The sequence below is a fragment of the Streptomyces sp. NPDC056144 genome (assembly GCF_042264145.1).
Lineage (GTDB): Bacteria > Actinomycetota > Actinomycetes > Streptomycetales > Streptomycetaceae > Streptomyces.
In genome coordinates this window covers 395,854-417,885 of sequence record NZ_JBHJVF010000001.1, presented here as the reverse complement: position 1 = coordinate 417,885, position 22,032 = coordinate 395,854, and the positions used below count along the sequence as shown (strand labels likewise).

Sequence of the window (22,032 nt, the reverse complement as noted above, 5' to 3'; positions counted from 1 at the left end):
GGCGCGTGGGCCGCCCCCGCCCCGCCCCCCCGGGCGGTCCCCCCGCGCCGCGCCCCGGGCCGCGCGTGGGGGGGGGCGGGGCCCCCCTCCCGGGGGGGGGGGCGGGCGCCCCCCCCCCCCCCCACGGCCCGTATGTGACGGAGTGTCAGCAGCAGGTGCCGCCCGGAGCGCACTCGACGGTGGCGCTGTCGAGCGGCTTGCGGGCGCGGATGATCGCGGCGTGGAGGCCGTCGGCCGCCTCCTGGGTGAAGACGACCTCCGCGTCCTTCAGACCGACCGCGTCGAGGAGTTCCTTGTACTCGCCGACCGAGAGGGCGCCGGCGATGCACTGGCTGTGGCCGCCGCGTTCGGCCCGCTCCTCGGGGCTGAGCCGGTCCTCTGCGACGACGTCGCTGATGCCGAGGCGGCCGCCGGGGGTGAGGACGCGCGCCATCTCGGCGAAGACGGCGGGCTTGTTCAGCGACAGGTTGATCACGCAGTTGGAGATGATCACGTCGACGGTGTCGGCCGGCAACGGGATGGACTCGATCGTCCCCTTGAGGAGGACGACGTTGTCGATCTCGGCGTCCTCGACGTTGCGGGCGGCGAGGGCGAGCATCTCCTCCAGGAAGTCCAGGCCGAAGACGCGGCCGTCGGGGCCGACGCGCCGGGCGCTGAGGATGACGTCGAGTCCGCCGCCGGAGCCGAGGTCCAGGACCGTCTCGCCCTCGCGCAGTTCGGCGACGGCGGTCGGGTTGCCGCAGCCGAGGCTGGCGAGGAGCGCGGAGTCCGGGGCGGTCCCGGGGCCGATCTCGTCGTACGCGGCGGGGCCGAAGGTCTGGGGGTCGGGCGAGCAGCAGGCGCCGCTCGTCTCGGCCTCGGCGGCCTTGGCCCGGTAGTACTCCCGGACCTCCTCCTGAAGGCTCCCGGCGGTGGCGGTCGTGGTGGTGTCGCTCATGACGGTGGTCCTTCTCGGTCAGGCGCCGGCGGGGGCGAGGCGGTGCACGGGGCGCGGGTAGGAGGGCTTGAACGACACCGGGGTGGTCGCCGAGGAGGTGACGGCGCCGGCCAGGTCGGCGGCCTCGACGGCCTCGGTGACGGCCGCGTCCAGGGCGTCGGGCTCGCAGGCGACCCGGGCGTTGACGACGGCCCGGCCCGACGGCGCGAGCGCGGCGGCGGCACGGTCGAGGGTGGGCTGCGCGCCGGCCTCGGTGAGGCTGAGCTTGGCGAAGTCCCCGTCGGCCGTCTCCACGGTGATCTTGGCGTGGCCGATGACGGCGTCGTGCGCGGCGGCCCAGGCCGACAGCTCCTGGAGGACGGTGCGGGCCCACGCGGTCGCGTCGAGGCCCTCACCGGCGGCGGTGAGGTCGAGCTCCTGGTTCATCCAGGCGAGCTGGGCCTCGGCCGCCGCGTAGCGGTCGTAGTCGATGTCGAGGACGACGTCCTCGTTCGTCGCGGGGGCCTGCCAGGCGTCGAGCAGCGTCTCCAGGTGGGCGCCCGTGGTGGCCGAGTAACCGACCACGGTCGCCTTGGGGTTGCTCGTACGGAGCGAGGCGAGGAGCTCCTCGGCCCGCTCCGGCGTGACGGTGTCCAGCTTGTTGACGGCGATGACGTCGGCCTCGGTGACCTGCTGGCGGAAGAGGTACGACAGGTCCGACTCCGGCTCGCCCCGCTCGGCGGCGCGGGCGAAGGCCAGGTGCCGCAGCGGGTCGACCACCGTGGTCAGGGGCGCGACGACCATGTCGTCGCCGTAGTACTGGCGCAGCGGGCGCACGACGGTGGCCTGGAGGTCCGTACAGCTGCCGACGGCCTCGGCGATCACCGTGTCGACGCTGTCGGAAGCGACCAGGGCGACGATGGCCTCGACGAGGTCCTCGAACTTGCAGCAGAAACAGCCGCCGGTGACCTCGGCGACGCTGTCGAGCTTGCTGCGGACCAGCTTGGTGTCGACCAGTTCGACGCCCTGGTCGTTGGTGATGACGGCGACCTTGCGGCCCTGCTCCTGGAGCGCGAGCGCGGCGGCGGTCATGGTCGTGGTCTTGCCCGCCCCGAGGAATCCGGTCAGGGGGATAAAGGTGATCATGGGGTCCTTCTCGTCCTTGTCGTGGGGTCGGTCGGGGTCAGCCGCAGCAGCTGTCGCCGGAGCCGGAGCCGGATCCGGAGCCGCCCAGGAGGGGCAGGTTCACGGGCTGCGCCTGCGCCGGGGCCGCCGCACCGAAGGCGACACGCCTGCTGTTGCCGAAGGCGTCGAGCCAGACCTTCGCCTGCGGCCGCAGTGCCGGGTCGGAGAGCAGGATCGAGGTGGTGACCTCGCGCGGGGTGCAGCCGCGCAGGGCCTTCGCCTGGTGGGCACCGGCGCCGAACTCGACGGTGCGCAGCCCCTCGGCGTACGCGTCACGGACGGGCGCGTCGAGGACGAGGGCGAAGTAGATGCCGCTGCGCTCGCCGATCGCGGCGTAGTCGAAGCCGGCCCACTTCGGGAAGAGGCGGTGGTTCTTGCGGATGGTGACGCAGGTGGCGACGAGCGCGCCGTCCTTGTAGCCGAGGTAGGCGCGGACGTCCGCGCCCTCGTCGATGAGCGCGGAGAGGACGCCGACGATGTGCTCGGGCTCCTCGCCGGCGCCGTTCTTCTCCCTGTTGAGACAGGTGAGTTCGGCGATCCGGGCGACGTAGGGGCGGATGTCGGTGCCGTCGACGCGCTGGATGGTGACTCCTGCCGCTTCGGCGCGGCGGACGTCGCCCTTGATGCGCTGACGCTTCTTCAGCGGCAGGGCGGCGAGGTGCCCTTCCCAGTTGGGGGCGTCGAGGCTCATGAAGTCCTCGTAACCCCAGAAGGTGCTGGACGCGCCGGCGGCGTCGAGGGCCTCGACGAGGGCGTCGTTGCCGCGACGGCGCGGAATCCAGGGGGCGACGATGCAGCGGATGCCGGCCTCGAAGGCGGCGGGCACGAGCTTGTCGACGATCGCCCCCATCAGGGTGGGGGTCCAGAAGTTGTAGGCGACCTCGGTGCGGTAGCCCAGCGGGGAGCCGAGGAGGAGCGTGGGGAAGAACGGCTCGGTTCCCAGCGCGTCGACCTCGGCGCTGCGCGCGGCGTCGGTCTCGGCCCCGCAGCACACCTCCTCGCCGGAGGGCGCCTGCCAGCCGAGGTAGGTGCGCGGCTCGTGGTCGACGACCGGCGGGGTGGTGAGGATGTAGCCGGGCAGCAGGGCCAGTTCGCCCCGGGCGCGGTGGGCCAGGGTGTGCCAGGGCTGGACGTCGGGGAGTACCTTCTCCGTGGCGCGCAGCCAGGTGGGGCCGAGGTACGGCCAGGAGTCGGTGAGTCCGGCGAGCTCGCCGTTCCAGTCCATGTCCGGGAGGGCCTGGCCGGTGGAGATGACGACGCGGGGTGATCCACCCATGTCAGTGTCCTTGTCAGTCGAGGGGGTGGGTCAGCACTTCACGCAGCAGCGGATCTTGCCCGCGTCCTCGGCGTCGGTGCGGCGCTCCTGCCAGAGTTCCTCGACGCGCTTGTCGGGGTGGGTCCACTCCACCCAGAAGCCGCGGTCGACGGTGGCGATGTCCTCCATCCAGGGCGAGGAGAGCAGCGGGGAGCCCTTGAAGAGCAGCAGGCGGGTCTGCAGGGCGGTGGGGTCGGTGACCTTGGCGAGGCCCGTCTCGACCAGCCAGTCCTCGAAGCCGAGGAGCTCCTCGTACTCGATCCACGGGGTGAAGGGGATGAACGTCGGGTACAGCTCGAAGCCGATCCGCGCGGCCTCGTCGACGGCCTCGCGCATGTGGTCGACGTCGATGTGCTTGTCGAAGATGCGCAGGATGCGGTTGGAGGGGAACTCCAGGGCGCAGGTGACGCGGCGGAGCCCGAGGGAGACGAGCTTCTCCAACTCCTTGGTGTAGTCGAGGACGTGGTCGACGCGGGTGGTGAACTCGAAGGTGATGGGGCCGATGGCCTCGACGAGTCGCTCGACCACACCGATGCCGATGGTGCGGGAGTTGAAGAACTCGGCGTCGATGAAGCAGAAGTGCCGGACGCCCTCCTCCGCGAGCTGCAGGGCGTCGGCCAGGACGCTGTCGGCCTCGTAGGCGGCGACTCCGCCGTCGTACGCGCCGTAGACGGAGCAGTAGGTGCACTTGTGGTGGCACCCTCGGGAGGCCTCGATGTTGCCCATCAGGCCGAACGGGGAGTGGTGCGCCGGATAGTGCACGAGGGAGGGGAACAGCTCTCGGGCCGGCTTGGTCACCGAGATGCGCCGGCGCGGGGGCTTGGGACGCATGCCCGTACGGGTCATCAGGGCGGGCACCGCGCCGAGTTCGAGGGTTCCGGCGGCGAGCTGTGCCAGCTCCTTGCTGATGAGCTCGGGCTCTTCCATGATGACGCCGTCGGCGACGTCGAGGAACTCCCGGTGGTTCATCTGCGCGTACTGGCCGAAGGTGACGACCGTGGTGCCGTACGCCTCCGAGACGCGGCGCGCCAGGGCGATGCCCCGCTCCAGGCCCTCGAACTGCTGGACCGAGACGAGCGTGAGGTCGAAGGGACCTTCCGGGACGGCGTCGGGAAGCAGGTGCGCGTCCCAGCCGACGACGTCGGCGCCGTGCTGCCGCAGGGCGGCGGCCGCACACGCGGAGGTCAGGGGCTGGAGCTCCGCTTCGAACGCGGAGGCAACCAGAACACGGGGACTACTCACACTTCCCCCCAGGGAGTGATCAAGGAGCGTCAACGGGTCGAGTGGGGGCCGGGTCAGGGCCCCGGTCGGTAACGACGCTGTCGACCGACGGCCGGAACCCTGCCAGCGTTAAGCGATGTATGTCAATAGATCGATGAATGACTGAAAGCCGATCTCCGAGGCCCCCCGTGGAGGCTGGGTGCCGGTGCCCCGATTCGCCCGCCTCTGTGGCTGGTTGCGAGCGGATCACACGCACGTAAATCCTGTGGTTCACACTGCTCGAAGCGGTACGGGCAGGGCGGCGGCGCGGCGGCCCACGGAGCTGCGGAATCCGTGGCGCACCCCGCTACGGCCGACCGCCCCTCCCCCGGGTGACCGAAATTCCATCGCCGATCATCGATGATTTTGTTCCTTCGATCTGTCGCCAGGACGACCCCGAGGCGGTAGCGTTCGCCCCCGGCAGCACGGTCCGCACCCGGGGTCAGCGGGTGGAACGGGAACACCGATGCCATGCCATGCCGTCCCCCGGCGCGAAGGCGCGTCAGGGCATCCGGCCACCGGCCGCCCGTGGCGTCGTCCGCCCGTCGGCCTCCACTCCCTCCCACACCGCAAAGGCACCGCCATGTCTTTCCTGTCCACCGAAGTCCGTCGTGCTGCACTGTGTCCCGCCGGACAGCGCGTCCGGCGGAGCACCGTCGCCGTCTCCGCCGCGGCCCTCCTCGCCGCCGCCCTCACCGGCTGCGCCGGCTCCGCGAAGGCCGACTCGGACGCCATCCAGGCCAGCGGCTCCACCACCGTCGCCCCGGTCGCCTCCGACGCCGCCGAGGCACTGAAGGCCCAGGGCCTGAACATCACCGTCGCCACCCAGGGCGGTTCCGCCGGCGGCATCTCCCAGCTCGGCACGGGCCAGATCGACATCGCCCTCAGCTCCAAGCCCCTGTCCGACAAGGACCACAAGGCCTATCCCGACACGGACTTCGTCACGACGCAGATCGGCGCGGACGCCGTCGGCGTGATCATCACCAAGGAGGTGGCCGACGGCGGGGTCAAGGGCCTGTCCAAGGTCCAGGTCGCGGGCCTGTTCGAGGGCAGGATCACCAACTGGAAGGAGGTCGGCGGACCCGACCTCCCGGTCTTCGTGTACGACAAGGAGCCCGGCCGCGGCACCCGCGAGGTGCTCGACAAGTTCATCTACGGCAAGGGCGAGGCGCCGGCCCCGCCGAAGTCCGCGAACTACGCCGTCGTCGGCGGCAACCTGGAGACCCGCAACAAGCTGAAGTCCACGCGCGGCTCCATCGCCCCGCTGTCGACCGGCTTCATCGAGGGTCACCCCGATCTGGTCGCCGTCCCCCTGGAGGGCGTCGCCCCCACCCTGGAGAACGTCTCCTCCGGCACGTACCCGATGACCCGTCCGCTGTACATGATCACCAACGGCAAGCCGCAGGGCACCGTCAAGCAGTACATCGACTACATCCTCTCCGCCGAGGGCCAGAAGCTGCTGCCCAAGCACGGCTACCTCACCCGCGAGCAGATGGGTCTCTGACCATGGGTCTCACTCTGGAGCGCCCCGCCCGGGCGCCCGGACCCACCGCGCCGCGGCCCTCCTCCGGGAGCGGCCGCGGCAGCCGGGCGCGATGGGTCTGGAGCTGGGCGTACAGCGGCATCCTGTCCGTGCTGCTCACCCTCGCGGTCCTGGTCGGCTACCTGGTCACGGGCATCGCGAGCGGAACGGTCGACTGGACCGCGCTGCTCACCTCGTCCACCTGGAGCCCGGGCAACCTCGCCTTCGGCGGCCTCGCCATGGTGTACGGCTCCGCGGTCGTGTGCGTCCTTGCCCTGGTGCTCGCCGTCCCGGTCGGCTGGGCGGCGGCCGTCGCCCTGTCCGAGTACCTGCCGCCGCGCCTCGCGAAGCCCCTGCGCCTCAGCATCGAGCTCCTGGCTGCCGTCCCCTCCATCGTCTACGGCCTGATCGGCATCATGGTGATCCGGCCGTTCGTGGCGGAGCTCGGTGACGTGCCCGGCGGAGACAGCCTGCTCGCCGCCGGCATCGTCCTCGCCGTGATGATCATGCCGACGGTCGTGGCGGTCAGCGTGGACGCGCTGAGCGCCGTTCCCGGACGGTACCGGGAGGCCGCGTACTCCCTCGGCCTGACCCGCCGCGAGGTCGTCCGGTCCGCCGTCCTGCCCCAGGCCCGGGCGGGCATGCGCGCCGCCGTCCTCCTCGGCCTGGCCCGCGCGCTGGGCGAGGCCATCGCGGTGTTCATGGTCATCGGCCGCGCCGACGGACGGACGCCCGAGTCCCCGGGGGACGTGTTCTCCTCCCTCGTACGCCCCGGTCAGACGCTCACCACCAAGCTGGCCGGGCCCGAACCGATGCTCGCGGGCACCTCGGGACCGTACTTCGCGGCCCTCTGCGGACTGGGCATCGTCCTGCTGGCCCTGGTCGCCGTCGCCACCGTCTGGGGCACCCGCGGCTCCACCGGGAAGGCCGTCCGACCGCCGCGCGTCGGGCGGTCCGCCGTGTGGCTGCGCACGCCGAAGGACCGGCTCACCACCGCCGTCCGGCTGACCGCCCTGCTCCTGCCCGGCGCCCTGCTCGTCGGCATGCTCGGCATCCTGCTCGCCCGGGGCGGCGCGGCGCTGAACCCGCTGTTCTGGTTCACGCCCTCCGAAGGCGCGGCGGGCGGCGGCATCCGCGACCAGATCGTCGGCACCCTCCTGCTTCTCGCGACCACCGCCCTCATCGCGCTGCCGCTCGGTTACGGCGCGGGCATCGTGATCGGCACGCGTGCCTCCGCCAGGACCGCGCGCGTCCTGGAGACACTGACCGTGGCGATCGGCGGGACGCCCACCATCCTGCTGGGCCTCGCGGGGTACGTCCTCTTCTGTACGACGATGGGCTGGGGACGTTCCTGGCTGGCCGGAGCCGTGGTGCTCGTCCCCGTGGTGGTCCCGGTGGTCGCCCTCACCACGGCGGGCCGGATCCGGAGCATGCCCGGCGAGATCACCGAGGCCGCGCTCGCCCTGGGCCTCACCGGCTCCCAGTACGTCCGCTCCGTCGTCGTTCCGTACACCTGGCCGGCCACGCTCACCGGCCTGCTGCTCGGCCTGGCCCGCGCGGCCGGCGAGACCGCACCCCTGATCTTCACCGCCACGGTGTTCTTCGGGGCGCCCGCCCTTCCGGCCGGCATCGTCAACGCGCCGGTCCAGGCCCTCCCCACGCACATCTTCACCCTGTCGCAGGACTCGGGCGCTCCCGAGGCGGTCGCCCAGGCATGGGGCAGCGCCCTCGTCCTGGTCCTGATCACCGCGGGCCTGCTGAGCCTGGCGGTCTTCCTGCGCAACCGCTTCGAAGGAGCACGCCGATGGACGCTGTGACGACCGATGCCGAGGCGAGGGGCGGCACGCACGAGGGACGTCCCGTCATCGCCGTCCGCGACCTGGAGATCCTCGACGGCGCCAAGCGGCTCGTCGGACCGGTGACGTTCGAGCTGGCCGCCGGTTCCACCACGGGTCTGTGCGGTCCCTCGGGCGCGGGCAAGTCCACCGTGCTGCGCGCCCTGGTCGACCTGCTGCCGCACGGGCTGCGCCGACAGGGCGAGGTCGAGGTCCTCGGCCGTCCCGTCCGGTACGGCAAGGGCGACGCCGACCTGCGCAGCACGGTCGTCCTGGTGCCGCAGACCCCCGTGGTCTTCGGCGGCAGCATCCTGGACAACGCCCTGTTCGGGCTCCGTCACCTGGTACGGGCGTCGCGGTCGGAGCTGCACGACCGCGTCGAGCGGGCGCTGCGCGAGTCGGGCCTGTGGAGCGAGGTCTCGCACCGCCTCGACACCCCCGCCCAGACGCTCTCCAACGGCCAGCGTCAACGGCTCTGTCTGGCACGGGCCCTGGCCCTCGAACCGGCGGCGCTCCTGCTCGACGAGCCGACGAGCGCGCTCGACGAGCGGAGCCGCGACACCGTCGAGGAGTCCGTGGCGGCCCTGCGGGGCAACCGGACGGTCCTGCTCGTCTCCCACGATCCGGCGCAGGTGGAACGGCTCTGCGACCGGACGGTCCGCATCGACCTGCCGACCGCCCGGGAGACTCACCCCGTGGGGGACTGACCGTCCGGGGACGGGCTCCGGGGACGGACTCCGGGAGGGACGCCCTCAGGACGTCGGGCGTTCCTCCGGGAGGGTTCTGCGGCGCGGCAGCGGCGAGCAGATGATGACGAGCGGTCCCAAGAGGAGCAGGACGGTCAGGACCCAGAGCGCCGGGCGCAGGCCGATCGCCGAGCCGACTACGCCTCCGAGCAGCGAGCCGACGGGCACCATCCCGTAGGCGACGAAGCGGAGCGAGGCGGTCATCCGGCCGGTGAGGGCGTCCGGGGTGAGCATCTGGCGCAGGGACACCTGGAGGACGTTCGAGACGCCGGTGGCGAAGCCGGCGAGGCCGAGGCCGGAGCAGACGAGGGCGAAGACCATGGTCTGACTGCCGTCGGCGAGCGGGATCAGGAGGAACGAGCCGCCGCCGACCACCGAGCCGAGCACGATGGTGGGGCCGAGGCCCAGCCGCGCGTCGGCGAGCTCGGAGAGGAAGGTGCCGAGCAGCGCGCCGACGCCGCCCGCCGCCAGGCTGAGCCCCAGGAGCAGCGGGGAGAAGTCCAGTTCGCGTACCGCGTAGACGGTGTAGAGGACGAGGATTCCCTGTTCGCAGGCGTTGAAGACGGCGGTCTCCAGGGCCAGGGCGCGCAGCTCCGCCTGGCCGAAGACGAAGACGAGCCCTTCGCGTACCTCCTGCCACCAGGTCGCCAGCGCGCCCCGGGGCTTCGGGCTCGGCGCGGTGTCGGGCTCCGGCACGGACTCGGGCTCGGGCTCGGCCTCGGAGCCCTGCCGGGAACGGGAGCGGGAGCGGAGGGGCCCGATGGCCGCCAGGGTCACCGCCGACAGGGCGAAGGACAGCGCGTCGAGGACGAGCGCGAGCGGAGCGCCCAGCGCGCCGACGACCAGGCCGCCGAGCCCGGGACCGCCGAGATCGGCGGCGGACTGGCTGGCCTGGAGGTTGCGGTTGGCCCGGGGCAGCTGTTCCCGGCCGACGAGCTGGGGCACGTACGCCATGTAGGCGGAGTCGAAGAGCACCTGGAAGACGCCGATGACGAACGGCAGTGCGTACAGCCACCACAGGGTGAGCACGCCCAGGAAGTGCAGCAGCGGCACCACGGCCACCAGCAGCATGCGCGCCACGTCGGCCACGAGCATCAGCCGGCGCCGGTCCTTGCGGTCGACCAGCGGACCGAGGGGCAGGGCGAACAGGAGGAAGGGCAGGTACTGCAGCGCCTTGATGACGCCCAACTGGTCGGCACTGGCGTTCAGTTCGATCACGGCCATCAGGGAGAGGGCGAGCGTGCCGATCTGTGTGCCGATCAGGGAAAGGCTCTGCCCCAGCCACAGGGCGCCGAATCCGTACCGTCGTCCGGTGGCCGGGGAAGCCGTCTTCACTGTGTGGTGCCTGCCTCGAGGAGAGCGTTGCGGTGGATGCCGTCGTACTGGTCGATGAGGTCGCCGTTGAGCTCACGCATCATACGGAGCCGCTCGTCGAGAAGCTGGTAGTAGGAGAGGTGTTCCGTGTTCATCGGCGACAGGTAGACGCTGATGACCTCGGGGTCGCGCTCGATGTCGAACTCCAGGCGGTCGGACTTCTTCTTGAAGTCCGCGGTGCCGGGCAGCAGCGTCCGGTTGAAGACGTTGAAGTACGGCACCACCTGGGGGGCGCGGTCGAGGAGCGCCTGCTTGAGCTGGAGGCTGCGCCGCAGGTAGGTGTCGATCGCGGCCCGGTCGTCCCCGTCGTGCCCGATGAGCACGTTGAAGGTCATGTAGTTGACCCCGTAGCCGAGCATGGCGTCGAGGATCTCCAGCTCCTCCTCGAACCCGCGCAGCTTGTTGAACTGGCTGGTGGGATCGTCGCCGAGGAACTCCAGCGGGATCTGGACGCGGTAGCAGCCCTTCCAGACGTCGCTGGACTGGTCGCTCCAGAACATGTACTCCATGAGCTCCAGGTCGGGCTTGCCCATGTCGAGGAACTTGCCGAACTCCAGGCCGTTGGCGAACTCCCAGGAGAATCCGTACTCCCGGGCGAGGGTGAAGATCTGCTTGACCTCTTCCCGGCCGGTGTCGTAGTACGGGGTGCCCCGGCCGCTGCGCTGCAGCCGGGAGAGGATGTTGTCCTCCTGGAAGAGGATGTTCTGGATGCCCTTCTCCCGGAAGTAGGCGAAGTGCCGTTCCACCGCCGCGGGCGACATGAAGCGGTACTTGCCGCGCATCGGGGTGGCGCAGAACGAGCAGGTGCGGTGGCAGCCGCGGGAGGACTCGAAGCAGGTGAAGGGCGCCGAGACGGTGGGCGGCGGGGTGCCTTCGCCGGTGTCGTTGTACTGCTCCAGGCCTTCGACGAGGTCGAGGGCCATGGGGGGCAGTTCGTCGAGGTTCAGGGCGGGGCTTCCGAAGACGACCTGTCCGCCGTGGTACTCGCGGCAGAACACGGCCTCCTTCAGCGGCTTCCCCTGGGACACCGCCTCGACGATCTTCGCCAGGAGGAACTCGCCCTCCAGCTGGACGACCACGTCGAAGCCGTTGTCGAGGTACCACTCGGGGCGTGCCGTGGCGTCCATGCCGCCGGCGATCACCAGGGCGCGCGGGTTGACGGCCTTGGCGTGCTTGGCGAAGTCGGTGACGGAACCCGCCGAGTTGGTGAAGTTGTTGGAGATGCCGATGATGTCGGCTTCCCTCAGCGACCCGTCGTAGCGCTCGAAGGAACCGCCGTACCGCAGGCACTCGATGCTGCGCGGTCCGTACGCGAACGACTTGTACAGGATGGGCTCCTGGTCGTCGTCCACCTGCGTGTCGATGATCCGGAACTCGGCCTCGACGCCCCACTCCGCGAGGTAGGAGCGCGCGCCCGCCGCCAGGGTGACCAGCGCGCTCTTGGGGTTGCGGACCCGGACGGGGCTGATGGTCTCCTCCTCCCCGGCGAACCGCTGGCCGGGGTACGGAGCGTAGTAGAGATGGACCTTCACGCCGTCACACTCCCGCCGGGGTCGGTCCCGCGTAGATGCCGTCGTACAGCCGGTGCAGTTCCCGGTCGTTGAGGTCGGTGGTCATCTGCAGGCGCTTCTGGTAGACGTCCCAGTAGCTGAAGTGCTCCGTGTCGATCGCGGACAGGAAGATTCCGATGACCTCGGGGTTCGCCTCCACGTCGAAGGCCAGGTGCTTGCGCAGGGTGGTGTAGTCGCGCGCGCCGGGCAGCAGCGACAGGTTGAAGACGTTGAAGTAGGGCTGGTAGGTGTCGCCGCCGAGGGTGGTCAGCTCTTCCTTGATGCGCCGGCAGTAGTCGTTGAACTGGTCGATGGCGACCGCGTCCTGTTCGGGATAGCCGATGAACAGGTCGTAGGTCTGGTGGCCGACGCCGTACTCGGTCAGCATCGTGGCGAGGACGTCCACCTGCTCGTCGAACCCGAGGAGCTTGGGGAAGCGGCTCTTGGCGATGTTCATGTTGTCGAGCGGGATCTGGACCCGGTAGCAGCCGGTCCAGCTGTCCCCCGTCTTGTCGCTGCCCAGCAGGGCCTCGCCGAGCTCGTGGTCGAACTTCCCGTTCTGGTGGAACTTGCCGAACTCGATCCCGTTGGCGAACTCCCAGGCGAAGCCGTACTCGCGGATCATCCGGAAGATCTGCAGGAGTTCCTCGCGCCCGCTGTCGTACAGGTAGCGGCCGGTGCCGTTCTGCTGGATGCGGGAGAGCGGGTTGTCCTCCTGCCAGACGATCGTGTTGATGCCCAGCGAGCGGAAGTACTTCAGGTGGTGCTCGACGGCCTCCGGTGACATGTACCGGTACTTGCCCCGCGAGGGGGCCGTACAGAAGGAACAGCGCCACGCGCACCCGCGGGAGGTCTCCCAGCAGATGAAGTTCCCGTTGACGCCCGCCGGCGGCGGGCCCTCGGCCGTGTCGTTGAAGACGGAGAGGTCGCCGACCAGGTCGAGGGCCATGGGCGGGAGCGTGTTCATGTCGAGGATGTGCGACATGTCGATCTTCGGGTGGATCCGGCCGCGGGTGGCGATGTTGGGGATCTCGCTGTAGTCGCCGCCGTTGGCGTACGCCTGCACCACGCGGGAGAAGACCCACTCGCCCTCGCCCTGGACCACCAGGTCCACACCGCGCTCGAGGTAGTACTGCGGCCGCGCGGTGGGGTCGACACCACCGGCGACGACGAACGCCTTCGGGTTCACGCTCTTGATGAACTGGGCGAGGTCGGCGGTGATCTGGGCGCTGTTGGTGAAATTGCAGGTCAGTCCGTGGATGTCGGCGTCGCGGATCTTCTCGACGTAATCCTCGAACGGCGTTCCGTAACGGAAGCAGTCCATTTGGTGCGGCCCATAGGGAATGGTCTTGTACTTAACCCGCTCCCCGCCGAGCTGCATGTCGATGATCTCGACATCGCACTCGAATCCCATGTCCTTCGAGAACATCCGCAGCCCTGCCGCGAGGGTCGGCAGTGCGCTCTTCGGATTGAATGGACGCTCGGTATTGATCGGCTCGTCGCAGCCTCTGAATATCTGCGAGGGGAAGGGGGCGTAGTACAGGTTGACCTTCACACAAGGCTCCCTGGGCTTGGGGCGTCTGGGCCGAAGGCACATTGTGTAGGGGGGGTGATGGCGCGTCAAGCTCCATCAGAATTGGGCCAGTTGGCCGAGAGACGACGTCTTGCGGAGGGTGTGACGGCCCCTCTCGGCACCCTCCGAAGGAAATTCTTCCGCCTCCTCGCCACCACGGAGAAAATACTTCTCACGTGTTGTGCATATCGTTCGGGATGTGCACTATCCCTCCGCATGGAATCAGCTTCGACTCCCCAGCTCGTCCTGCCAGAGCCGGACGGGAACATCAACAGCGAACGACGCAAGCTCAAAAAGAGCCTCGGACGGTTCGACATCCTGTTCTTCCTGCTGTGCACGATCGTCGGACTCGACACCGTCGGAACCGTCGCGTCCCACGGCCCCGAGGCATTCACCTGGATGATCGTCCTCGCGGTGATCTTCTTCGTCCCCTCGGCCTTCCTCTGCGCCGAGCTGGGAGCGGCCTTCCCCCAGGAGGGCGGGCCCTACCTGTGGGCGCGCCTGGCCTTCGGCCACCTGGCGGGCTCCTTCACCGCCGTCCTGTACTGGATCACCACGCCGGTCTGGATCGGCGGGACCCTGTCGGTCGCGGCCCTGACCTCCTTCGCGACCTTCTTCGGCGACGGCGACCTGCCGACGGGCCTCGTCTTCTACGGGGCCACCGCGGCCTTCATCTGGCTGGGCGTGCTGACCGCCGTACTGTCGTTCCGGATCGGGAAGTGGGTGCCGATCATCGGGGGCTGGGCCCGGCTGGTCCTGCTCGCCCTCTTCTCGCTCACGGTCGTGGTCTACGCCGTCGAGCACGGGCTCAACGGCTTCGGCGCGGGGGCCTTCGCACCGAGCTGGGCGGGCTTCGTCGGCCTGATACCCGTGCTCATGTTCAACTACGTGGGCTTCGAGCTGCCGAGCAGCGCCGGAGAGGAGATGCGCGACCCGCAGAAGGACGTGCCGTTCGCCATCTTCCGCAGCGCCGTGCTGAGCGTCCTGCTCTACTCGGTACCCGTCCTCGGCATCCTGCTGGTGCTCCCGGTGGACGCGGTCACGGGGCTCAGCGGATTCCTCGACGCGGTGCGCCAGGTGTTCACCGTGTACGGCGGCCAGGTCCAGGCCGACGGAACGGTGGAGCTCGCCGGGGCCGGCCTGGTCCTGGGCGGGGCCTGCGCGGTGGCGTTCGCCCTCACCCTCTTCTCGTCGGCCGCCGCCTGGCTCATGGGGTCCGACCGGGCCCTCGCCGTCGCCGGCTACGACGGCTCGGTGCCGAGGAGCCTGGGCGTCCTGTCCGAGCGGTTCGGGACTCCCGTGCGCGTCAACGTGCTGTCCGGGGTGGTGGCCACCGGTGTCCTCGTCCTGACCCATGAGCTGACGGGAGGCAACACGGCGAAGTACTTCGGCGCGGTGCTCTCCCTCGCCCTGTCCACGACGCTGATCAGCTATCTGTTCATCTTCCCGGCACTGCCGGCCCTCCGCTCCAAGTTCCCTCTCGTCGAGCGGCCCTACCGCGCGCCCTGGCCGCGCGTCACCGGCACGGTGCTGACCCTGCTCATCGCCTTCGCGACGCTCCAGCTGGTCGCCCCGGGCCTGGGCGCGGACTGGTTCGGGGCCGACTTCGCCCCGTCGGGGTGGGAGCACGGCGAGCGGTGGGCCTACCTGGCCACCCAGGGCATCCCCCTGATCGCCATCGCCCTGCTCGCCGTCGTGTTCTGGGCCTTCGCGGCCCGCACCCGCCGGGCCGCCGGCGGCAGCTAGACGACTCGCGCCGGTGCCCCCGCCCGTCGTACGGGCGGGGGCACCGGCGTACGGGCGTCAGTCGTTTGTCAACGCACCGACGCAGAGGTCCAGTTCCCTCCCCCGCACCGGTTCCCAGTCCAGCCCGCACGCCTCGGCGAGCTCCGCGCCGAGCTTGTACGAGGCCGTCGCCCACCCGTCGTGGAACAGGTCGGAGAGCGCGTCGGGCCCGGCGGCGTCCGGATCGGTCAGCAGCGACTGGAGCGCCTGGAGGCCCGGCTCGCCCCGGTCCCCGCCCCGGGTGACGGCGGCGTGGAACTCCCGGTAGCCGACGCTCCGCAGCGGCACCCGCTCGTCCAGGAGGTCGAGCAGCGCCTCGACCCGCACGGTCCCGGGCCTGATCACGTGGAAGGTCTCGTTGTCGCGCCCGGTCAGCAGGGCCGCGACGACCGCGGCGGCCGCCTGGTCCACCGGCGTCCAGTCGGTCACCGCGTCCGTCGCCACCCTGAGGCCGAGACTCCGGCACCCGCGCAGCAGCAGCTCCAGGGTGGAGACCGGGTTGCCGCGGCCCGTACGGGAGTGGGCCATCACCTCGCCGAGGCGGACGACCGTGCTCGGGACGCCCCGGGCCCGCGCGTCGACGAGGATCCGCTCCGCCGCCCACTTCGAGCGCTCGTAGCCGTGGCGCGGCGCGACGGGCGGGAGCTCCTCCTCGCGCGCCGGCTCCCGGACCGCGTCGCCGCCCGCCGGCCCGGCCGGGTCGCCGACGGGAACCCGGGGCAGTACGGCCAGGGTGGAGACGTGATGCAGCCGCTTCGGCCGTCCCGTCGTGGCGAGGCGCAGCACCTCGGCCGTCCCCAGCACGTTGGCCTCGCGCAGCCAGGAGTAGCCGAGCAGCAGATTCACCTGAGCCCCGACGTGCAGCACGGAGTCGACACTGTCGGCCAGCGACCGCCAGGTCGCCGCGTCGAGGCCGAGGCGCGGCCGGGCCAGGTCGCCGGGCAGCGCGACCACCCGCCGCGGATCGCGGTCCCCGAGCGCCTCGGCGATCCTGCGCCGCGCCTCGCTCGGGCCGTCGGCCCGTACCAGGCAGTGCACCACCGCGTCCGTGCGGTCCAGGAGTTCGGTCAGGACCTGCGCCCCCAGGAATCCGGTGGCGCCGGTCAGCAGCACCTCCCGGGGCTCGTGCGCCGGGAGGGGGCCCGGAGCCGCCGCGAGCGTGGAGGCCAGCTGGATGTCGAGGTGCAGCTGGGCGTCCGCCGCGGGTGACCAGGCGCCGCCCGGGGCGTCGAGGAGCCCGGCCTGTTCGGCCAGGGTGCCCGCCGCCGCCAGGGCGCCGGGGGCGACGCGGACTCCCACGGTACGGAGGACCAGCGCGGCCAGTCGCTGGAGCGTCAGGGACGTACCGCCGCACGCCCTGAAGTCCGCGTCCGGTCCCAGCTGTTCCGCGTCGACGTGCGGCAGCACCTCCTGCCACAGCGAGGCCAGCCGCCGCTGGGGCCCCGTGAGGGTGCCGGGATCCTCCGAGGTCCGCGCGGTGCGCTCGCCGGACAGCAGGGCGGCCACCTCGCCCCGGAGCGCCCGCCGGTCCGTCTTGCCGTTGGGGTTGAGCGGGATCCGGCGCACCGGCAGGAACACCCGCGGCACGGCCTGTGCCGTCAGGGTGTTCGCGCAGTGCCGCGCCAGTGTCTCGGTGGTGACGCCGGAGGCGGCCGGGTCGAGGACGACGCAGCACACCAGGATCTTCAGGTCGCCCTCGCCGTGGACGACGGCCTTGGCCTGGCGTACGGCGGGGTGCTCCATGACGGCGCTCTCCACCTCCAGGAGGTCGATGAGCACACCGTTGAGCTTGATCTGCTGGTCGCTCCTCCCCGCGAACATCAGCGCGCCGTCCGCGCGCTGCCACGCCAGGTCGCCGGTGCGGTACAGCACCGGCCCCGGTATCTCGGGGAACGGGTTGGGCGGGAAGGCCGCCGCCGTGCGTTCCGGATCGTCCAGGTAGCCCATGCCGAGGCAGTCGCCGCCGAGATGGATCTCGCCGACCGTCCCCCGCTCGACGGGCTCGCCGCGCGCGTTCAGGACGACCGCCCAGGTGTTGTCGATGGGCCGCCCGATGGGGATGGCGCCGTCGTCCTCGTCCCGTATCTCGTGGAAGACCGAACCGATGGACGCCTCCGTCGGCCCGAACGTGTTGGTGAGGGTGACGCCGGGCAGCATCGCACGGAACGCCCGTACCGCCGCCGGGTCGATCTCCTCGCCGCCGATGAGCAGATGCCGCAGCGAGCCGAGCCGTTCGCGCATGCCCTCGTCGACGGTGAGCAGTTCCACCAGCATGTTGAAGACCGACGGCACGAAGTCGGTCGCCGTCACCCCGTAGGCGGCGATCTCCTCCACGGTCAGCAGCAGGTCGAGGATGCCCTCCCGCTCCGGCAGGACGACCTCGCTGCCCTTGGTCAGCGGCCAGAGCAGCTGCCACAGGGAGGAGTCGAAGACGTGCCGGCTGTTCTGCAGCACCACGTCGTGCTGGCCGCCGAAGCGGCGGGTCATCGTCAGGAAACGATTCAGCAGGCCGAGGTGCCGGTTGAGCGCGCACTTGGGCGCTCCCGTCGACCCCGAGGTGAAGAAGCCGTACGCCATGTCGTCCACCGTGGGGACCGCACGGCTCACCGGCTCCACGGGACCCGGCGGGGGTATCGCGCCGTCGACACGGACCACCGTCAGCCCCTCGGCGGGAACGTCCCCCGGGCTCGTCAGGACGACCACCGGAGGGCGCAGCCGGCGCAGGCTCTCGGCGAGCCGCGCCGGGGGCCAGGCGTCGTCGACCGGCACGAACACGGCGCCGAGCTTCATGGACGCCAGCATCATCATGGGGAGAGCGGGTCCGCCGCCGGTGACCAGAGGGACGAAATCACCTCTGGCCAGCCCGAGTTCGCGCAGTGCGGAGGCCCACTGGCCCGCCAGCAGGTCGAGCTCCCCGTAGGTGAGGCAGCCCCGCGCCCAGCGCACGGCCGGGCGTCCCGGGTGCTCGCGGGCCTGGTCTTCGAACAGATGGATCGTGGTCCGGTCGGTGGGATAGGGCACCCGGCGCCCTTGCAAGTCCGCCAAGAACCTACGTCTCAGATCGGGCCGCACCTTTGCTCCTTTCACCGGCTGTCGGCAGGTCGGGCGTTGTACGGTTGCAAGGTCATGACACTACGTTGGGGAAGGCTCGGCGGGTGCGGTTTCGTCGCTTCGGACGTACAGGCTGGCAGGTCAGCGAGATCGGCTACGGCATGTGGGGGATCGGGGGTGGGACCGGCGGCTGGAGCGGGGCGAACGACGACGAGGGCCGCACGGCCCTGAACCTCGCCGTCGAGGGAGGGTGCAACTTCTTCGACACGGCGTGGATCTACGGTCGCGGACACAGCGAACAGCTGCTCGGCGGGCTCCGGCGGTCCCATGCCGACCGTCTCCTCCACATCGCTTCCAAGATCCCACCGCTCGACCGGCGTTGGCCGCCGTCGAAGGAGGCCCGGTTCGTCGACGTGTTCCCCGACGACCACGTCGAGGAGTACCTCCGGTACAGCCTGGAGAACCTGGGCACCGACCGCGTCGACCTGATGCAGTACCACGTGTGGGAGGACTCCTGGGCCTCGGATCCGCACTGGCTGCGGCAGGTGGAGCGGATGAAGCGTCAGGGTCTCGTCGAGGCCGTCGGCATCAGCGTCAACCGCTGGGAGCCGGAGAACGTGGTGGCCGCCCTGGAGACCGGGCTCGTCGACTCCGTCCAGGTCATCTACAACATCTTCGACCAGGCACCCGAGGACGAGCTCTTCGGCGTCTGCGAACGTCTCGACATCGGCGTGATCGCCCGTGTCCCGTTCGACGAGGGAACGCTGACCGGCACGCTCACGGCGGACAGCAGCTGGCCCGAAGGCGACTGGCGCAACAGCTACTTCGTGCCGGAGAACCTGGCCGCGAGCGTCGAGCGGGCCGAGAAGCTGCGCCCCGTGGTGCCGGAGACGATGACCATGCCGGAGCTGGCCCTCCGGTTCATCCTGCACCACCCGGCGGTGCACACGGTGATCCCGGGCATGCGCACCCCCACCCATGTGCGCGCGAACCTTTCCGTCAGCGACGGCACCGCGCTCTCCGCGGAACTCCTCGGCGCGCTGCGCGGGCACCGGTGGGACCGTCTGCCGACGGAGTGGTCGCAGTGAGCGAGCCCGTGGTCGAGGCGACCGGGCCCGCAGTCGCGGCGACCAGGCCTGTGGTCGCGGTGGTCGACCCGTTCAGCACGGGCGCCCAACTCGCCCCGGAATTCGCCCGTCGCGGCTGGGACGCCGTCGCGGTCCTCAGCACGGACCAGGTGCCCGACTCGCTGCTCCGTCACTTCACGCCCGAGCACTTCCTCGCGGTCCTGAGCTCCTCCGACGACGACCTCGCGGAGCGGCTCGGCGCCTACGCGCCGAAGCTGGTCGTCGTCGGCTCCGAGTCCGGGGTCCACACCGCCGACCGACTGGCCGAGGAGCTCGGGCTGCCGGGAAACGGCACGGAGTTGAGCCCGTGCCGCCGCGACAAGTACGCGATGGCCCGGCGCCTCGCCGACCAGGGAGTCGCCGCGGCCGCCAGTCTCGCCACCGACGACCTGGACGAGCTCCTGGACTGGGCTGACGGCCACGGCCACTGGCCTCTCGTCGTGAAGCCCCTCGCGAGCGCGGGTTCGGACTCCGTGACGATCTGCGCCGACCGGGACGAGGCCCGGCAGGCGTTCGCCGGGATCATCGGACAGCACGATCAGATGGGCGGCTTCAACGACCGAGTGCTCGGTCAGGAACTCCTCACAGGAGAGCAGTACTTCGTCAATTCCGTGAGCCGTGACGGCCGGCACTTCATCCACGAGATCTGGCGCGAGCAGCGCGTCGGCGTCGACGGCGCCGTCGTCTACGACTACCAGGACCTCCTCCCGGCCGACGGCGCGACCCAGCGCGCGCTGGCCGAGTACGTCGGCCGGGTGCTCGACGCCCTGGGCATCCACCACGGCCCCGCGCACTCCGAGGTGATGCTCACCCCGCGCGGGCCCGTCCTCATCGAGACGGGCGCCCGGCTCGAAGGGTCGGTGACCTCGCGCGGGCCCCAGGCCGCCACCGGTCACAGCCAGGTGTCCCTGACCGTGGACGCGTACACGGACCCCGCGGGCTTCGCCTCCCTGCCGGGCAGCGAGTACCGGCTGGACAAGCACCTCAGGGTGGTCGTCCTCATCGCCCCGGCGGACGGACACGTCGACGCCGTCGCCCTGGACGAGGTGAGACAGCTGCCCAGCTACCTGTGCGGATCCACCGACGCCCTGCTACCGGGCACCCCCGTCCGCCGGACCGTCGACCTGTTCAGCTCACCCGGCCACCTGTACCTGGTCAGTGACAGCCGTGATCAGGTGGAGCGCGACTACGAGCAGGTCCGGGCGCTGGAACGGAAGGCCTTGTACGGGTCCCCGGACAGCGGTGTGTGAAACTTCGCGGGGCGAGCACCCGGAGGAGTGAAACCGGCGCCCAAATGCCCCGTGGGCAAAGGTTTCTGACGTCACGTCGTCCAGCGTGCGCCACTAGACTTCTCCCCGATCAGCACTCCGGGGAAGGACGCACGTTGGACAGCTTCACGTACGAGAACGGATCGCTGCGCTGCGAGGGGGTGGACCTCCAGGACGTGGCCGCCGAGTACGGCACACCCACCTACGTCTACTCGCGCTCCACCCTGGCGACCCACCTCGCCGACCTGAGCGCCGCCTTCGCCGACCTCGACCCCCTGGTCTGCTACGCCGTGAAGACGTGCAGCAACCTGCACCTGCTGAGCGAACTGGCCTCGGGCGGCGCCGGAGCCGACGTGGTCAGCGGCGGCGAACTGCACCGGGCGATCGCGGCCGGCATCCCGCCGGAGCGCATCGTGTTCGCCGGGGTGGGCAAGTCGCAGGAGGAACTCGAAGAGGCGGTCGCGCACAACATCGGGTGCATCAACGTCGAGTCCGAGTCCGAGCTCGAACTGCTCGCCCGCGTCGTGGCGAAGGCCGGCCGACCGCAGAACGTGGCGGTCCGCGTCAACCCCGACGTCGAGGGCCACAACACCCCGGAGAAGACCACCACGGGCACCCGGGGCAGCAAGTTCGGGGTCGACCTGGAGCGCGTCGCGGACATCTTCGCGCGCGCCGCCGAACTGCCCCACCTGCGGCTCACCGGCCTCCACGTCCACCTCGGCTCGCCCATCCACTCCCCCGAACCGTACGTCCGCGCGCTGACCCGCATCCTCGCCCTGGAGGCCGAGCTGCGCGCCGCCGGTCACACCGTGGAGCTCATCAACATGGGCGGCGGCTTCGCGGCCGCGTACGAGACGGGCAGCGCGCCCGGCTGGAAGGACTACGCGGAGGCCATCGTCCCCGTGCTGCGGCCCTTCGTCGAAGCCGGCGGGCGCGTCGTCATGGAGCCGGGCCGCTCCATCGCGGCGAACGCCGGGATCCTCCTCACCCGCGTCCGGTACCTCAAGCAGGCCGGTGACCGCACCGTCGCCATCGTGGACGCGGGCATGAACAACCTCATCCGGGCCGCGTTCTACGACGCCTTCCACTTCATGTGGCCGGTCCGCCCCGCCGACGGCGTCATCCCGCCCGCGCGCACCGAGAGCCTCCGCCTCGACGGCTCCGTCACGTACGACGTGGCGGGACCGATCTGCGAGTCCAGCGACTACCTCGCCCGCGACCGCGCGCTCCCCGCGCTGCGCGAGGGGGACCTCATCGCCGTGTTCGGCGCGGGCGCGTACGGCATGACCATGGCCAGCCAGTACAACTCGTCGCTGCGTCCCGCCGAGGTCCTCGTGGAGGGCTTCGACAGCCGGCTCATCCGGCGCCGGGACACCTACGAGGACCTGGTCGCCGCGGAGCTGGGACTGCCCGGCAGCCGGATCTGACGAAGTCCGCACCGTTTCGGGCGCCCGGCGGAGACGATCCGCCGGGCGCCTTCGCCGATCCCGATCCAGATCCCGATCCCGATCCCGGGGCCGGGTCC

Annotated in this window: 15 protein-coding genes; 7 read left to right on the top strand and 8 right to left on the bottom strand. The window is 70.8% G+C overall.

Annotation, left to right across the window (positions count from 1 at the left end; all coding sequences use genetic code 11):
* Positions 1-145: 145 nt before the first annotated feature.
* The 4 genes from ACFC0Z_RS01725 to ACFC0Z_RS01710 are packed head-to-tail and all read right to left on the bottom strand — an operon-like array spanning position 146 to position 4,658.
* Positions 146-937, bottom strand: a complete 792-nt coding sequence (locus tag ACFC0Z_RS01725; protein WP_376431619.1) for a methyltransferase domain-containing protein — start codon at positions 935-937, stop codon at positions 146-148.
* 18 nt (positions 938-955) lie between these two features.
* On the bottom strand, positions 956-2,062 hold the full coding sequence (locus tag ACFC0Z_RS01720; RefSeq protein ID WP_376431617.1) for a GTP-binding protein: 1,107 nt from the start codon (positions 2,060-2,062) through the stop codon (positions 956-958).
* Between the two features lie 37 nt (positions 2,063-2,099).
* Complete coding sequence (locus ACFC0Z_RS01715; protein WP_376431615.1) at positions 2,100-3,377, bottom strand: GNAT family N-acetyltransferase; 1,278 nt, start codon at positions 3,375-3,377, stop codon at positions 2,100-2,102.
* A gap of 30 nt (positions 3,378-3,407) precedes the next feature.
* A complete protein-coding gene (locus ACFC0Z_RS01710) occupies positions 3,408-4,658 on the bottom strand; it encodes an RCCLKC-tail radical SAM protein (protein WP_376431613.1) in 1,251 nt (416 codons plus the stop codon).
* Between the two features lie 601 nt (positions 4,659-5,259).
* Here ACFC0Z_RS01710 and ACFC0Z_RS01705 point away from each other — a divergent pair.
* Genes ACFC0Z_RS01705 through ACFC0Z_RS01695 form a run of 3 tightly spaced genes read left to right on the top strand, consistent with a single transcriptional unit; the run spans position 5,260 to position 8,740 of the window.
* Positions 5,260-6,180: a phosphate ABC transporter substrate-binding protein gene (locus tag ACFC0Z_RS01705; protein ID WP_376431611.1), complete on the top strand. Its 921-nt coding sequence runs from the start codon at positions 5,260-5,262 to the stop codon at positions 6,178-6,180.
* A gap of 2 nt (positions 6,181-6,182) precedes the next feature.
* A complete protein-coding gene (pstC, locus tag ACFC0Z_RS01700; RefSeq protein WP_376431609.1) occupies positions 6,183-8,015 on the top strand; it encodes a phosphate ABC transporter permease subunit PstC in 1,833 nt (610 codons plus the stop codon).
* Positions 8,003-8,740, top strand: coding sequence for an ATP-binding cassette domain-containing protein (locus ACFC0Z_RS01695; RefSeq protein ID WP_376431607.1), 738 nt, complete (start codon positions 8,003-8,005; stop codon positions 8,738-8,740). The genes pstC and ACFC0Z_RS01695 overlap by 13 nt, the downstream gene beginning before the upstream one ends.
* 45 nt (positions 8,741-8,785) lie before the next feature.
* Here the strand turns inward: ACFC0Z_RS01695 and ACFC0Z_RS01690 are convergent, their stop codons facing one another.
* Genes ACFC0Z_RS01690 through ACFC0Z_RS01680 form a run of 3 tightly spaced genes read right to left on the bottom strand, consistent with a single transcriptional unit; the run spans position 8,786 to position 13,258 of the window.
* Positions 8,786-10,114, bottom strand: a complete 1,329-nt coding sequence (locus ACFC0Z_RS01690) for an MFS transporter (RefSeq protein WP_376431605.1) — start codon at positions 10,112-10,114, stop codon at positions 8,786-8,788.
* The gene (locus ACFC0Z_RS01685; RefSeq protein ID WP_376431603.1) at positions 10,111-11,685 is read right to left on the bottom strand and encodes a B12-binding domain-containing radical SAM protein; all 1,575 of its coding nucleotides are present in this window, start codon (positions 11,683-11,685) and stop codon (positions 10,111-10,113) included. The genes ACFC0Z_RS01690 and ACFC0Z_RS01685 overlap by 4 nt, the downstream gene beginning before the upstream one ends.
* A gap of 4 nt (positions 11,686-11,689) precedes the next feature.
* Entirely contained in the window at positions 11,690-13,258 is a 1,569-nt protein-coding gene (locus ACFC0Z_RS01680) for a B12-binding domain-containing radical SAM protein (protein WP_376431601.1), read from the bottom strand.
* A 234-nt stretch (positions 13,259-13,492) separates the two neighbouring features.
* Here ACFC0Z_RS01680 and ACFC0Z_RS01675 point away from each other — a divergent pair, with 234 nt between their 5' ends.
* Positions 13,493-15,022, top strand: coding sequence for an APC family permease (locus ACFC0Z_RS01675; RefSeq protein WP_376431599.1), 1,530 nt, complete (start codon positions 13,493-13,495; stop codon positions 15,020-15,022).
* Positions 15,023-15,079: 57 nt separating this feature from the next.
* Here ACFC0Z_RS01675 and ACFC0Z_RS01670 read toward each other — a convergent pair whose 3' ends face one another.
* Positions 15,080-18,082, bottom strand: coding sequence for an amino acid adenylation domain-containing protein (locus tag ACFC0Z_RS01670; RefSeq protein WP_376431597.1), 3,003 nt, complete (start codon positions 18,080-18,082; stop codon positions 15,080-15,082).
* Positions 18,083-18,216: 134 nt separating this feature from the next.
* Here ACFC0Z_RS01670 and ACFC0Z_RS01665 point away from each other — a divergent pair, with 134 nt between their 5' ends.
* The 3 genes from ACFC0Z_RS01665 (at position 18,217) to lysA (ending at position 21,934) form a co-directional block, all read left to right on the top strand.
* Entirely contained in the window at positions 18,217-19,200 is a 984-nt protein-coding gene (locus ACFC0Z_RS01665; protein WP_376431595.1) for an aldo/keto reductase, read from the top strand.
* Positions 19,197-20,489 carry an ATP-grasp domain-containing protein gene (locus ACFC0Z_RS01660; protein ID WP_376431593.1) on the top strand — a complete coding sequence of 431 codons (1,293 nt, stop codon included), beginning with the start codon at positions 19,197-19,199 and terminating at the stop codon, positions 20,487-20,489. Before ACFC0Z_RS01665 ends, ACFC0Z_RS01660 begins: the two co-directional genes overlap by 4 nt.
* 134 nt (positions 20,490-20,623) lie before the next feature.
* Positions 20,624-21,934: a diaminopimelate decarboxylase gene (gene lysA, locus ACFC0Z_RS01655; protein WP_376431591.1), complete on the top strand. Its 1,311-nt coding sequence runs from the start codon at positions 20,624-20,626 to the stop codon at positions 21,932-21,934.
* Positions 21,935-22,032 lie beyond the last annotated feature (98 nt).